The organism is Tsukamurella pulmonis, assembly GCF_900103175.1.
GTDB classification, from domain to species: Bacteria; Actinomycetota; Actinomycetes; order Mycobacteriales; family Mycobacteriaceae; genus Tsukamurella; species Tsukamurella pulmonis.
In genome coordinates, this window is record NZ_FNLF01000002.1 from 4,530,511 (window position 1) to 4,543,980 (window position 13,470).

Sequence of the window (13,470 nt, forward strand, 5' to 3'; positions counted from 1 at the left end):
GCCTGAGGACATGCCCGTCGTCCCGCACGTGACCATCGCCGGCGTCCGCGTCGGCCACCACACCGACGCGGCGGCCCGCACCGGCTGCACCGTCGTGACCTTCCCCGACGGGACCGTCGGGTCCGGGGAGGTGCGCGGCGGCGCCCCCGCCTCCCGCGAGTTCGACCTGCTCGCCCCCGAACGCGCCGTCGAGGAGATCCACGCCGCCGTGCTCACCGGGGGCTCCGCCTTCGGCCTCGCCAGCGCCGACGGGGTGATGCGCCGCCTCGAGGAGGAGGGCCGGGGCGTGGAGACCGTGGCGGGGCGCGTACCGATCGTCCCCACCCTGGGCCTGTTCGACCTCATGGTCGGCGACCCGACGATCCGCCCGACCGCCGAGAACGGCTACGCGGCAGCGGCTTCCGCGGCCGCCGACGCCGAACTGCAGGGCCTGATCGGCGCCGGCACCGGCGCCACCACGGGCAAGGCCCGCGGCCTGGAGAACCTGCACGACGCCGGGCTCGCCTACGCCGAGACCCGCGCCGGCGACGTGGTCGTCGGCGCGCTGTGCGCCGTGAACGCCTTCGGCGAGATCCTCACCGGCGAGGCCGGGCCCGCCGATTTCGGCGACTACGAGCCGTTCGCCGGCAACCGGCAGAACACCACCATCGGCGTGGTGATCACCAACGCGAAACTCACGAAGGTCGAGTGCCTGATCCTCGCGCAGGGCGCGCACGACGGCCTGGCCCGCGCGATCGATCCGCCGCACACCCGTTTCGACGGCGACGCCTTCATCTCCGCGGCGACCGGACAGGTCGAGGCGAAGGTCGACGTCGTGCGCGCACTCGCGATCACCGCCGTCGCGGAGGCGATCCGCTCGCGCGCCTGAGGTCCTAAGCTGAGGCGATGAGACGGACCCGCGGCGTGCTGCGGGGTGCCGCGTGCGCGGCGGCGGCCGGCCTGCTCAGCGGGTGCGGGGCCCTCGGGCAGGACGCGGCGCCCGCACCGCCGGCACCGTCGACGCCCGTGGTCGTGGTGACCACGCCCAGCGTGGCCCCGTACGACGTGGTGGCGCCGGAGCTCTCGCCCGCGACCGCGAGCAGGCCCACCACGGGCGCCGGGATCACCACCTTCGCCGACCCGTTCGGCGTGTACTCGAGCATCTGCACGCTGGGCTTCCTGGCGCGCTACCCCGGCGGCGAGATCGTCGCCTTCACCGCGGGACACTGCGCGGAGCTGGCCGGGCAGGCACGGCCGGGTCGCGCGCCCGTGGCCCGGTACCTCACCGCCGACGGCGGCAGCACGCCGTTCGGTGAGTACATCAAGGCCACCCGCAGCAACCGCGGGCAGGACATCGCGATCATCCAGCTGGCCGGCACCGACGTGGCGCCGGTGGCCGGCGCGATCGGCGCGGTGCGGGGCGTCAGCAGCACGGAGGATCTGCAGGCGGGCCGCCCCGAGATCTGCGTCGTCGGCGCGCGCACCGGCCGGCACTGCGGCGTCCTCGACGACGTGAGCGGCACACGCGTCACCTGGGCGGGCATCCCCGCCGTGGAGGGCGACTCCGGCGGGCCCGTCTACGCACGCTGGCCCGACGGGACCTTCACCGCCGTCGGCGTGATCAACACGGTGCACACCCGGCCCGACGGGACCGGGACCGGCGGGGGCACCGGCACCCTCATCGCCGCGGACATCAACGCCAACGCGATGACGCTGCTCGGCACCGGCTAGGTCACCGCGTGAGGCTGGTGCCGAACACCCGCAGCGCGCGGTAGTCGACGCGGAACCGGGCGCGGGTGTGCAGCTCCCCCGCCTCGCCGTCGTGGGCGACGCGGAAGGGCGCGTCGGCCTCGATGGTGACCACCGGCGCCTGCAGCTCGCGGTACACCTTGGAGTTGCGGATCCGGCCGCTGATCCACGAGAGGAACAGGCGCGCCGTGGCGTTGCGGTGCCCGTCCTCGAGGTAGCGCACGTCGAGCACGCCGTCGTCGAGGCGGGTGCGGCGCCCGGGCACGAAACTCGGTGCGCCGTACATGGAGTTGCCGAGGAAGAAGAACGAGACGCTGGCCGGGCGGCCCTCGATCCGCACCGAGACCGGCGCGGTGGCGCGCAGCACCCGGCGCATCGCGCGCACCGTCGCCGTGACCCGGCCGACGCGCCGCCGCTGATACCGGGTGCGCGCGCGGACGAACTCGGGGTAGGCGCCGATGCTTGCGGTGTTGAGCAGCAGTTTCTCGTCGTTGAGCCACACCACGTCGACGTGGGCGATACGCCCGTTGCGGATCGAATCCACCACGGCGGCAACGGTCTCCGCGCCGATGTCCTTGGCGAAGTGGTTGAAGGTACCGGCAGGGAAGACCGCGAGCGGCTTGTCAGCGGCGACGGCGTGCGCGGCCAGCGTCGCGACGGTGCCGTCACCGCCGGCGACACCGAGGAAGTCGGCCCGCTCGACCGCGTCGGCGGCGATGGCGTCGATATCGGAATCGCCGTCGAGCTCGACGATCTCGGCCCGCGGCAGCGTGCGCCGGATCTCCTCCGCGACGCGGGTGCCGGTCCCGTCGCCCGAGGCCGGGTTGAGCACCACGACCAGTCCTGCCCCGTCGGGACCCGTCGTGATCTTCTCGACGGTGGGCTCCGGGGTCATGGTGCGGCTGTCGTCGACCGGCGGGACGAGGCGGGCGCCGGCGACCGCGACGCCCGCGCCGACGGCGAAGCCGGCGAGCACGTCGCCGGGATAATGTGCGCCGGTGGCGATCCGGGACAGCCCCACCGCGCCGGCCAGTCCCGCGAGGGCGTAGCCGGCGGTGCGGTTCTCCAGCCCCACCCCGATGGCGAACGCCGCGGCGGCGGCGGAGTGCCCGGAGGGGAAGGACGCCGAGGTCGGCTGGCGGCGGGCGCGTTTGGCCGGCACCCGGTCGAAGAGGGGACGCCGACGGGCGTAGATCCGCTTGAGCCCCTGGTTGACGAGGAGGCTGGTGGCGGCGATCGAGACGACGCCCCGCACGGCGCCGCGGCGGGACGAGAGCCCGCCCAGGCCGCCCAGCCCGGCGGCGAGCACCATCCACAGCTTGGAGTGGTCGGCCGCCGCGGAGAGCGGGCGCATCGTCAGGTCGAGCAGTGGGCTGGGCGAGATCGCGACGGCGTCGAAGAGCCGGCGATCGAGATCGCTCAGGCCCTCGTGGAGCGTGCGGAGGGGATGCTGCGCGGGGTCCGGCATGAGCGCCAAGGTACTCGCGCGCCCCGGGGTGCGCGGGCGGTTCACCGCAGGTGCACCGCCGCCGCGGCGTGGAGGGCGTCGGCGAGCCGCTCGGTGGCGCGGGTGTGCAGCCGCCACGACTGCCAGTACAGCTTCACGTCGACGGTGTCGTCGGTGAGCCGGAGCAGCGTGCCGCGGTCAAGAGCATCGCCGATCTCGGCCTCCGGCAGGCTGCCCCACCCGAGTCCGGCGCGGACGGCGTGGGTGAAGGCCTCGGACGACGGGATGCGGTGCATGGGCGGCGGCTCGGTGATCCCGCGGCGGCGCAGCACCTTGTTCTGCAGCTCGTCCTTGCGCAGGTCGAACTGCACGACCGGCATCTCACGCCACCGCCAGCGCCCGCCGGTGCGCCACCGCTCGGCGTACCCGGCCGCGCAGACGGGCAGGTAGCGCATCGTGCCCAGGTACTCGACGGCGCAGCCCTGCACGGGTTCCGGGTCCGTGGTGAGCGCGCCGAGCACCGCTCCCGCGCGGAGCAGGTCGGCGGTGTGGTGCTCGTCGTCGACCACCAGGCGCAGCAGCGGCGGATCCGGCAGGGCCGCGACGGTGTCGATCACGTCGCGGAACCAGGTGACCAGCGAGTCCGCGTTCACGCCCACGTCGAGCACGGCCGAGGGCCCGCCGCCCGATAACCGGCCCAGCGCATCGGCCTCGAGGGAGGCGACCCCGCGGGCCAGGCCGAGGAGCACCTCGCCCTGCGCGGTGGGGCGGCACGGCCCCTCTCGCGTGACCACGACGTGCCCGACCTGCTGCTCGAGCGCCCGGATGCGCTGGCTGACCGCCGACTGGGTGATCCGCAGTCGCGCGGCCGCGGCGCCGAAGCTCTCCTCCTCGACCACGGCGACGAGGGTCTGCAGGTGGTGCCCGCTCAGCATGAAGCAATCCTAATGTGTGATCGCATTCTCATATTGGTGCTAATGCCTGCTCCGGTTCTAGCGTCGACGCCATGACCTCCGCACTCCTCGCCGGCCTCGGGCTCGGGCTCTCGCTGATCGTGGCCATCGGCGCGCAGAACGCCTACGTGCTGCAGGTGGGTGTCCGTGGCCGCGGGCTGGCCCCGGTGGTGGCGGTGTGCATCGCCTCCGACGTGGCCCTGATCGTCGCCGGCGTCGCCGGGCTCGGCGCCGCCGTCTCCGGCCGGCCGGCGCTGCTGGAGGTGGTCAAGTGGGCGGGCGTGCTGGTCCTGGTCGGCTACGGGGTGCGATCGCTGTGGTCGGCGCGCCGGTCGGAAGGGCTCGTCGCGGGCGGCGACGGGGCCTCCTCGGTCGCGGCCGTCGTGGCGGGCGCCCTCGCTCTGACCTGGCTGAACCCGCACGTGTACCTGGACACCGTGCTGCTGCTCGGCTCCGCCTCCACCCGCTACGCCGGCGATCGCTGGTGGTTCGCCCTCGGCGCCGTGATCGCGAGCATCGCGTGGTTCTGCCTGCTGGGCTTCGGCGCCCGCCGCCTGTCCGGCGTGCTCGGGCGGCCCGGGGTGTGGCGGGCGATCAACGCCGCCATCGGCCTGCTGCTGCTGGTGCTCGCCGCCCGCCTCGCCACGATGCCCCTCGGCGGCTGACGCGGGTGTGCGATCGTCGCCGCTGAGCGGTCACGACCTCACACACATCGGAGCGCGTACGTTGGAATGCATGGCAGCTGTCACGATCATCGGTGGACACGGCAAGATCGCGCTCATCCTGGCGCGGGTGCTCAGCTCCCGGGGCGATGCGGTCACCTCGTGGATCCGCAACCAGGAGCACGCGCCCGACGTCGCCGCGACCGGCGCGACGCCCCTCGTCCTGGACGTGGAACGGGCCTCGCGCGAGGAGATCGCGGCGGCGCTCGCGGGCGCCGACGCGGTGGTCTTCTCCGCGGGCGCGGGCGGTGGGAACCCGGAGCGCACCTACGCCGTCGACCGCGACGCCGCGATCCGTTCGATCCAGGCCGCGGAGCAGGCGGGCGCGAAGCGCTACGTGATGGTCTCCTACCTCGGCGCCGCGCCCGATCACGGCGTGCCCGAGTCGGATCCGTTCTTCGCCTACGCGGAGGCCAAGGCCGCGGCCGACGTGGCGCTGCGCGCCTCGGACCTGGACTGGACGGTGCTCATGCCGGGCCGCCTCACCCTCGACGAGCCCACCGGCCGGGTCGATCCCGACGCCGTGCGGGCCGCGGACAACCCGGCACGTCGCGCGCGAACGTCGCGCTGGTGGCTGCCTCGGTGCTCGACCGGCCCGACACGGTCGGCAAGGACCTGCCCTTCACCGACGGCTCCGTGGCCATCGAGAACGCCTGGACGTAGAGACGACTCGGGCCCGGCACCGTCGAGGGACGGTGCCGGGCCCGAGTGCTGATCGGGTCAGCGCATCGCGGAGAGGATGTCCTGCACGCGATCCTTGGCGTCGCCGAAGAGCATCGCCGAGTTCTCGCGGAAGAACAGCGGGTTCTGCACGCCCGCGTAGCCGGCGGCCATCGACCGCTTGAAGACGATCACGTTCTCGGCGTTCCAGACCTCGAGGACGGGCATGCCCGCGATGGGGCTGCTCGGATCCTCGGCGGCCGCCGGGTTCACGGTGTCGTTGGCACCGATCACCAGGACCACGTCGGTCTCGGGGAAGTCGTCGTTGATCTCGTCCATCTCGAGCACCACGTCGTACGGCACCTTCGCCTCGGCGAGGAGCACGTTCATGTGGCCGGGCAGGCGACCCGCGACAGGGTGGATGCCGAACCGGACGTTCACGCCCTTCTTGCGGAGCTCGCTGGTCAGCTCGGCCACGCCGTACTGCGCCTGCGCGACGGCCATGCCGTAGCCCGGGGTGATGACCACGGACTTCGCGCCCGTGAGCATCTCGGCCACGGTCTCCGCATTGACTTCGCGGTGCTCGCCGTAGTCCTTGTCGTCGGCCGGGCCGGCCTCGATGCCGAAGCCACCCGCGATGACGGAGATGAAGGAGCGGTTCATCGCCTTGCACATGATGTAGCTCAGGTACGCACCCGAGGAGCCGACCAGCGCACCGGTGACGATGAGCAGGTCGTTGCTCAGCAGGAAGCCCGACGCGGCCGCGGCCCAACCGGAGTAGCTGTTGAGCATCGAGATGACCACGGGCATGTCGCCGCCGCCGATGGAGGCCACCAGGTGCCAGCCCAGGAACAGGGCGAGCGCGGTGATGACGCCCAGCAGGATCATCGAGGTGTTGTCGCCGTGGGTGTCCCGCGAGACGTAGACCGCGGTGAGAACGATGAAGACGATGATCGAGCCGACGTTGATGAGGTTCTTGCCGGGCAGCATGAGCGGCGCCGACTTCATCTTCCCGGAGAGCTTCCGGTTGGCGACGATCGAACCGGTCAGGGTGACCGCACCGATGAAGATGCCGATCGCGATCTCGGCCTCGTGGATGTTGGTCAGCGCGCGGATGTCATCGGGGTTCACGCCGTCGGCGTGGAAGCCCTCGATAGCGCCGTTCCAGCCGATGAGCACGGCCGCGAGACCCACGAAGGAGTGCAGCAGGGCGATCAGCTCGGGCATGCCCGTCATCTCGACGATGCGCGCGCGCCAGAAACCGATCAGGGCGCCGACGATGATGGCGCCGGCCAGCAGGGCCACCGGCAGCCAGGTCAGGTCGAGATCGGGGTCCGCGACCTTGTCGATGACCAGCGCGATGGTCGCCACCAGCGCGATGCCCATGCCGACGATGCCGTAGGTCAGGCCGCTCTTGGAGGTCTCGTGCTTGGACAGGCCCGCCAGCGAGAGGATGAACAGCAGCGAGGCGACGATGTACGCCGCAACGGAGATTGCAGTGATACTCATGGGTTACTCATGCCCCCTTGCTGAACATGGCGAGCATGCGGCGGGTGACCGCGAAGCCACCGAAGATGTTGATCGACGCGACCAGGATCGCGATCGTCGACAGCACCAGGACCGTGGTGGTGTTGGTGGCGACCTGCAGGAGGGCGCCCACCACGACCACGCCGGAAATGGCGTTGGTGACCGACATCAGCGGCGTGTGCAGCGCGTGCGCCACGTTGCCGATGACGTAGTAGCCGATGACGATCGCCAGCATGAGCACGGTGAAGTGCTGCGGCAGCGGATTCGGCGAGAAGCTGATCAGCAGACCGAAGAGCACGACGCCGACGAGGGTGAGCGAGACCTTCTTGGACGCCGACATCGGCTCCTTGACGGGCTTCGCTTCGGCCTCCGCGGCGGGAGCGGCCTTCGGCGCGGCCGAGACCTGCACCGGCGGCGGCGGGAAGAGCAGCTCGCCCGAGCGGGTCACCGTGATCGACCGCTGGACCGGGTCCTCGAAGTCGAGCACGAGCTGCCCGTCCTTCGCGGGGGTCACCAGCTTGAGCAGGTTGACCAGGTTCGTGCCGTAGAGCTGCGAGGCCTGCGCGGGCAGGCGCCCGGCCAGGTCGGTGTAGCCGATGATGGTGACGCCGTTGGGCGTCACGATCGCCTCGTCCTTGACGGTGCCCCCGACGTTGCCGCCGTTCTGCGCCGCCATGTCGACGATGACGCTGCCGGGCTTCATCGACGCGACCATCTCCTCGGTGATGATCCGCGGCGCGGGGCGCCCGGGGATCAGAGCCGTGGTGATGATGATGTCGACGTCCTTGCACTGCTCGGCGTAGAGCTGCGCCTCGCGGGCCTTGTAGTCGTCGCCCATCTCCTTGGCGTAACCGGTGGCCGAGACCTCGGCCTCCTCGTTCTGCACGGAGAGGTACTCGCCGCCCAGCGAGGCGACCTGGTCGGCCACCTCGGGACGCGGGTCGGTCGCGCGGACGATGGCGCCCAGCGAACCGGCGGCACCGATCGCGGCGAGACCGGCGACGCCGGCGCCCACCACGAGCACCTTGGCCGGCGGGACCTTGCCCGCGGCCGTGACCTGGCCGGTGAAGAACCGGCCGAAGACGTGCGCGGCCTCGACGACGGCGCGGTAGCCGGCGATGTTCGCCATCGACGACAGCACGTCCATCGACTGCGCGCGCGAGATGCGCGGCACCGATTCCATGGCCAGGGCGGTCAGCTCGCGGCGGCGCAGGTCCTCGAGGAGCTCGGGGTTCTGCGCGGGCGCCAGGAGCCCGGCGAGGGTCGTGCCCGGCCGCATACCGTCGAGCTGCGCGCTCGACGGGGCGTTGACACCGAGAACGATGTCGGCGGCGCGAGCGTCACCGATCGACGCGCCTGCCTCGACGTAGGCCTCGTCCGCGAACGAGGACGCCACACCGGCGCCCGAGTCCACGACCACCTCGTAGCCGAGCTTGATCAGCTGGGCCACGGTGGCGGGGGTTGCGGCGGCACGGGTCTCGCCCGGCTGCGCCTCTTTCAACACTCCGATGATCATGCGCAGCACTCCCACTGCCGACCCGAATGCGGGGTCATGGTCGGTACACCGACGTTCATTGATTCGTTCCTGTCGTCCCTACCGGGCCGCGCGGCTGCACGCCCGGAAGTTCCGGCACCGGGGAGACTCCATGCGTGTACGACCCCGCCGCGGTGTGAACGGAGGCGAATTTACGCGGAAGGCCCGGGGTCGCCGGGCATCGCGAGGGCACGCTGGTCGCCTGATGCACAGAACAGTGGGCTGACCATAACACACCCAAACTTACTCCAAAGTAGGGTCCTTAGCGGCGACAATGGGCTGGTCGAGAGCGGTATCGCCGGGCAGATCGACGCTCATATAGCGGTCGATCAGCGTCGCGAATGTGCGCAATTCCTCACTGGACCAATCGGCCGTACGCGCCGCGATCCGGCGGCGCCATTCGCGGTCGGTCTCGGCCAGGACGCGCTCCGCGCGCTCGGTCAGCCGCAGCTGACGCGATCGCGGGTTCCGGGGATCGACGTCGCGGCGGATCAGGCCCCGTCGTTCCAGCCCCGCGAGCTGCCGGCTGGCGGTCGACTTGTCGATCGAGACCGCCTCCGCCAGGTCCACGGCGCGGATCCCCGGCGACTCGTTGAGCACGAAGAGCAGCGTGAAGTCGACGTAGGAGACCTCCGCGCCCACGAACCGGGCGTCGCTGCGAATCCGCTTGGCCAGCCCGACGATTCCCCGCACGATGAGGTCGACCTCGTCGGGCGAAGCCGCCGCACCGTCGGCCGGCGCAGCGGCTGCGGGCCGGCCGTCGGACATCAGTAGCCCCGGTCGGTATCGACGACGGCCAGCGGCTCGAGACCGTTGGCGAAGCGGCGGACGTTGACCTCGACGCGGGCGAGCAGCGCCGGCCGCAGGTGCTGCGGCGGGTTCGCGACGTGCGGGGTGATGATCGCGTTGGGGATCGACCACAGCGGGTGATCGCCGGGGAGCGGCTCGGGGTCGGTGACGTCGAGCGCGGCGCCGCCGATGGTGCCCGCGCGCAGCGCCTCGACCAGCGCGTCCGTGTCGATCAGCGTGCCGCGGGCGACGTTGACGATCCAGGAGTGGGGCTGCAGCTGCGCGAGGACCTTCGCGTTGACCAGGGCGCGGGTCTCCGCGGTCGACGGTGCCGCCAGGATCACGTGGTCGACGGCGGGCCACACCTCGTCGAGCCGGTCGGCGGTGACCACGACGGCGTCCGAGACCTCGGCGCCGGAGCGGTTCACGGCGATCACCTTGACGCCGAGGCCGCGGAGCGCGGGGATCAGGTCGCGGCCGATGCCGCCCGCGCCGATGATCGCCACCGTCGATCCGCCGAGTCGGCCGGTGCGCGCGGCGGCCCCGGCGGCGTCCCACTCGCCCTCGCGGTGCCAGAGCCCGCGGACGCCCGCGAGCAGCAGCGCGATGGCCTGCTCGGCGACGGTGCCCGAGTAGGCACCCGCGGCGGAGGTGAAGACGACCTTCGGGTTGCGGGCGATCGCCCCGCTGTCCAGGAACCCCTCGACCCCCGCGAACGGCAGTTGGACCCAGCGCACGCTCGGGGGCAGCTGCGGCAGGGGCGCGCGGGAGTCGGTCCAGACCAGGCCGGCCGCTCCGGCGAGCGGGCCCGGTTCGCCGCCGCCCGCGGTGATCGCTGCGTCGAAATCGGGATCGGGCTGCGGTCCCACGGCGATGACGATGGGGTCGTCGAATGACATGCCGCAAAGCCTAGTGAGCCCGCGTCGGCCCCGTGGCCCAGCCGCGCCGATCGGGATGTGAAAACTGAGACTTGTGTTACCTACTGAGTCTCAAGTTAAGATTGAGACTATGTCGACGCCCTTCCTGCACCCCGCGCAGCCGCGCCTCGCCGCGCTGCGGCAGCGCTTCGCCGCCACGCCGGTGGGCCGGCGACTCGACGAGGTGCGGCCGACCACCACCTGGAAGGTGGTCAGCTCGGTGATCTACTCGGGCCTGATCGCGGCGCTGGTCATGGGCGCCGCCGTGCTGCTCCTCGGCGTCAAGCCCGCGAGCCCCGAGGTCGCGTCCGTGAGCTCGGTCGCGGTCGGCGACTGCGTCACCGTCGCCGGCGACTCCGTCACGCGCACCGGATGCGAGGGCGACGGCTTCAGCTTCGCCGTGGCGGAGAAGGCCGCGGCCGGCACGGCATGCAGCCTGCCGAGCTACGCGCGCGTCGAGTCGGCCGGGTCCGTGCTGTGCGTGGTCCCCAAGCTCGCGCTGGGCGAGTGCTACCAGGTCAAGCCCGACAAGGCCGCGACCACCGACATCCGCCCCGTCGACTGCCCGAGCGGGGTGGGCAGCGCACCGTCGAACGTGATCCGCGTGATCGAGCGGGCGGCGGGCGCCCCGCTGACCTGCCGCGGCTCGTCGGCCCTGAACTACTCCGCGCCCCAGCGCATGAGCTACTGCATCGCGCCGGTCACCTAGCGCGAACGGGGCGCGAACAGGGAAGGGGCGGCCGGAAGATCCGGCCGCCCCTTCTCCGTGCACGGGTCCGCTCAGGCGTCGAGGTCCTGCGCGACGAGGGCCGCGATCGCGTCGACGGTCGCCTGATCAGCGGAGTCGACGGTGACCTCCACGCCTTGTTCGGCGCCGAGGGTCATGATCATCAGCGCCGAACCGGCGTCCACCGGCTCGCCGCCGGCGACCGACAGGGTGACCTCGTGACCCGACTCGTTGACCGCGTTCGCGATCACGGCGGCGGGGCGGGCGTGCAGGCCGACGGCCGAACCGACGGTGACGGTGGTGCTGGGCATGTCTCTCCTCGTGGGGTGTGCGTCTCCGCGTCGCCGGTCGCTCGCGGATGTGGTCCTGACCAGTATTACGCGGCGACGGCCGCAGGCTGTGCCGAATCGGCCGCAGCGACGCCCCGGCCGGCGAAGCTCTTGGCCGCGACGACGGCGGCGGCGCTGACCAGGACGCCGACGACCAGGGCCAGGAGGAACTTCGGCCAGGTGCCGTTGGTGGCGAACAGGACGAAGACGCCGCCGTGCGGCGCACGCAGCTGCGCGCTGAGCGCCATCGAGAGGCCGCCGGTCACGGCACCGCCGAGCATCATCGACGGGATCACCCGCAGTGGGTCCGCGGCCGCGAACGGGATGGCACCCTCGGAGATGAAGCACAGCCCCAGCGGCAGGGCAGCCTTGCCGTTCTCCCGCTCCGGCTCGGTGAACAGGCGCGGCCGCACGAAGGTGGCGAGCGCGAGCGCCAGCGGCGGCACCATGCCCGCGGCCATGACGGCGGCCATGATCTCCCACTGCGGTACCCCCGCCGTGCTCAGGCCGATGCCCGCGACACCGAAGGCGTACGCCGCCTTGTTCACCGGGCCGCCGAGGTCGAAGCACATCATGAGCCCCAGCACCACGCCCAGCGCGACCTTGCTGCTGCCGCTCATGCCGTTGAGGGCGTCGGTCATCGCCTCGTTCACCCAGCGCAGCGGGCCCGCGAGGAACATGTACATCGCGCCGCCGGTGATGAGCGTGCCGAGCAGTGGGATGATCACCACGGGCTGCAGGCCGCGGGCCCACTGCGGCAGCGGGATCCGCGAGAGCCACAGCGCCACGACACCCGCGAGCAGGCCGCCGATGACGCCGCCGATGAACCCCGCGCCGACGGTGCCCGCGAGGACGCCCGCGACGAAACCCGGTGCGAGGCCGGGACGGTCGGCGATGGCGTAGGCGATGTACCCGGCGAGCACGGGGATCATCAGCTTCATCGCCGCGCTCCCCACGGCGAAGCAGACCGCGCCGAGGTAGTGCAGCAGCCCCTCGGGCGGGAGGTTCCACAGCGAGTCGTTCAGCGCGATGAAGGCGCCGTTGGACATGCCGTCGTCGCCGTGGTCGCTGCCGATCTCGTACCAGGCCAGGAGGAAGCCGAGCGCCATGAGCAGGCCGCCCGCGGCGACGAACGGGATCATGTAGCTCACGCCCGTGAGCAGGGCGCGCTTGAGCTGCCCGCCGAGCCCCGCCGGGGCGGAGGCGGCGTCGGCGCTCGCGGCGGCACCGTCGACCCTGGTGGCGCGCGGGTCCGACGCCGCCGCGACGGCCTCGGCGATCATCGCGTCCGGCTCGTTGATGCCGCGCTTGACGCCCGACGTGATGACGGGCTTGCCCGCGAACCGCTCGCGGCCCTTGACCCCCACATCGGTGGCGAAGATGACGGCGCCCGCGTCGGCGATGGTCTGCGCCGCCAGCGGCGTGGACCCGGAGGAGCCCTGCGTCTCGACGGTCAGCTCGACGCCCGCCCGCTCGGCGGCCAGCTTCAGCGCGTCCGCCGCCATGTACGTGTGCGCGATCCCCGTGGGGCAGGCCGTGATCGCCACCAGGGCGGGCTTGGCCGAGGGTCCCGCCGCGGGGGCTTCCGCCGCCGGGTCCGTAGACGCCGCCGGGGCGGTGGGTTCAGCGGGCTTCGGGGCGATGACCTCCTCCACCAGCGCGACGACGTCCTCCGGGGTCGCGGCGGCGCGCAACGACGCGGTGAACTCCGGCCGCACCAGCGCACGGGCGAGCGCGCTGAGCAGCTTCATGTGCTGCGACCCACCGGATTCCGGTGCGGCGATGAGGAAGACGAGATCGGCGCCGCCGTCGGGCGCGCCGAAGTCGACGGCCGGATCGAGCCGCGCGAAGCCGAGGCTCGCGGTGCTCACGGCGGCGGTGCGGCAGTGCGGGATGGCGATGCCGCCGGGCAGTCCCGTCGCGGACTGCGCCTCGCGGGCGAGCGCCGCCTCCACGAGGCCGTCGACCGACTCGGCGCGGCCGGCGTCGGCGATGCGGCCGGCGAGGAAGGCGATCACGGCGGCCTTGTCGGTGCCGGCCGAGACGTCGAGCGCGACCAGTTCGGGCGCGATGATCGGTGCGGTCATGGGGTACTCCGGTTCTGCTGGTGCATCAGGTGATCGGGTGGATCGGTGGG

General features: G+C 72.3%; 12 protein-coding genes and 1 pseudogene. 5 read left to right on the plus strand and 8 right to left on the minus strand.

Translation table 11 applies throughout. From position 1 onward, the window contains the following. The first annotated feature begins 10 nt into the window (after positions 1–10). On the plus strand, positions 11–868 hold the full coding sequence (locus BLQ62_RS22230; RefSeq protein WP_068563925.1) for a P1 family peptidase: 858 nt from the start codon (positions 11–13) through the stop codon (positions 866–868). A gap of 17 nt (positions 869–885) precedes the next feature. Beyond that, on the plus strand, positions 886–1,710 hold the full coding sequence (locus BLQ62_RS22235) for a chymotrypsin family serine protease (protein WP_133298846.1): 825 nt from the start codon (positions 886–888) through the stop codon (positions 1,708–1,710). Position 1,711: 1 nt separating this feature from the next. On the opposite strand, the gene BLQ62_RS22240 is transcribed toward BLQ62_RS22235, so the two are convergent. Then, positions 1,712–3,196 carry a bifunctional phosphatase PAP2/diacylglycerol kinase family protein gene (locus BLQ62_RS22240; RefSeq protein ID WP_068564639.1) on the minus strand — a complete coding sequence of 495 codons (1,485 nt, stop codon included), beginning with the start codon at positions 3,194–3,196 and terminating at the stop codon, positions 1,712–1,714. A 41-nt stretch (positions 3,197–3,237) separates the two neighbouring features. Then, positions 3,238–4,110 (minus strand): ArgP/LysG family DNA-binding transcriptional regulator, encoded by an 873-nt coding sequence (locus BLQ62_RS22245; protein ID WP_068563922.1) that lies wholly within the window; start codon positions 4,108–4,110, stop codon positions 3,238–3,240. A 71-nt stretch (positions 4,111–4,181) separates the two neighbouring features. Here BLQ62_RS22245 and BLQ62_RS22250 point away from each other — a divergent pair, with 71 nt between their 5' ends. After that, positions 4,182–4,793, plus strand: a complete 612-nt coding sequence (locus BLQ62_RS22250) for a LysE/ArgO family amino acid transporter (RefSeq protein ID WP_068530687.1) — start codon at positions 4,182–4,184, stop codon at positions 4,791–4,793. Between the two features lie 70 nt (positions 4,794–4,863). Next, positions 4,864–5,513, plus strand: a pseudogene (locus tag BLQ62_RS22255) (NAD(P)H-binding protein). Between the two features lie 57 nt (positions 5,514–5,570). On the opposite strand, the gene pntB reads toward BLQ62_RS22255, so the two are convergent. From pntB to BLQ62_RS22275, 4 genes are all read right to left on the minus strand, one after another. Further along, positions 5,571–7,019 (minus strand): Re/Si-specific NAD(P)(+) transhydrogenase subunit beta, encoded by a 1,449-nt coding sequence (gene pntB / locus BLQ62_RS22260; protein ID WP_068530682.1) that lies wholly within the window; start codon positions 7,017–7,019, stop codon positions 5,571–5,573. Between the two features lie 7 nt (positions 7,020–7,026). Continuing rightward, positions 7,027–8,553, minus strand: a complete 1,527-nt coding sequence (locus BLQ62_RS22265) for a Re/Si-specific NAD(P)(+) transhydrogenase subunit alpha (protein WP_068531384.1) — start codon at positions 8,551–8,553, stop codon at positions 7,027–7,029. A 261-nt stretch (positions 8,554–8,814) separates the two neighbouring features. Next, positions 8,815–9,339 (minus strand): MarR family winged helix-turn-helix transcriptional regulator, encoded by a 525-nt coding sequence (locus BLQ62_RS22270; protein ID WP_068563919.1) that lies wholly within the window; start codon positions 9,337–9,339, stop codon positions 8,815–8,817. After that, a complete protein-coding gene (locus BLQ62_RS22275) occupies positions 9,339–10,259 on the minus strand; it encodes a D-isomer specific 2-hydroxyacid dehydrogenase family protein (RefSeq protein ID WP_068563917.1) in 921 nt (306 codons plus the stop codon). The genes BLQ62_RS22270 and BLQ62_RS22275 overlap by 1 nt, the downstream gene beginning before the upstream one ends. Before the next feature lie 109 nt (positions 10,260–10,368). Here BLQ62_RS22275 and BLQ62_RS22280 point away from each other — a divergent pair, with 109 nt between their 5' ends. Then, positions 10,369–10,986: a hypothetical protein gene (locus tag BLQ62_RS22280; RefSeq protein ID WP_068530675.1), complete on the plus strand. Its 618-nt coding sequence runs from the start codon at positions 10,369–10,371 to the stop codon at positions 10,984–10,986. Between the two features lie 71 nt (positions 10,987–11,057). Here BLQ62_RS22280 and BLQ62_RS22285 read toward each other — a convergent pair whose 3' ends face one another. Further along, complete coding sequence (locus BLQ62_RS22285; protein WP_068530672.1) at positions 11,058–11,315, minus strand: HPr family phosphocarrier protein; 258 nt, start codon at positions 11,313–11,315, stop codon at positions 11,058–11,060. A 65-nt stretch (positions 11,316–11,380) separates the two neighbouring features. After that, positions 11,381–13,420: a PTS fructose transporter subunit IIABC gene (locus BLQ62_RS22290; protein ID WP_068563915.1), complete on the minus strand. Its 2,040-nt coding sequence runs from the start codon at positions 13,418–13,420 to the stop codon at positions 11,381–11,383. Positions 13,421–13,470 lie beyond the last annotated feature (50 nt).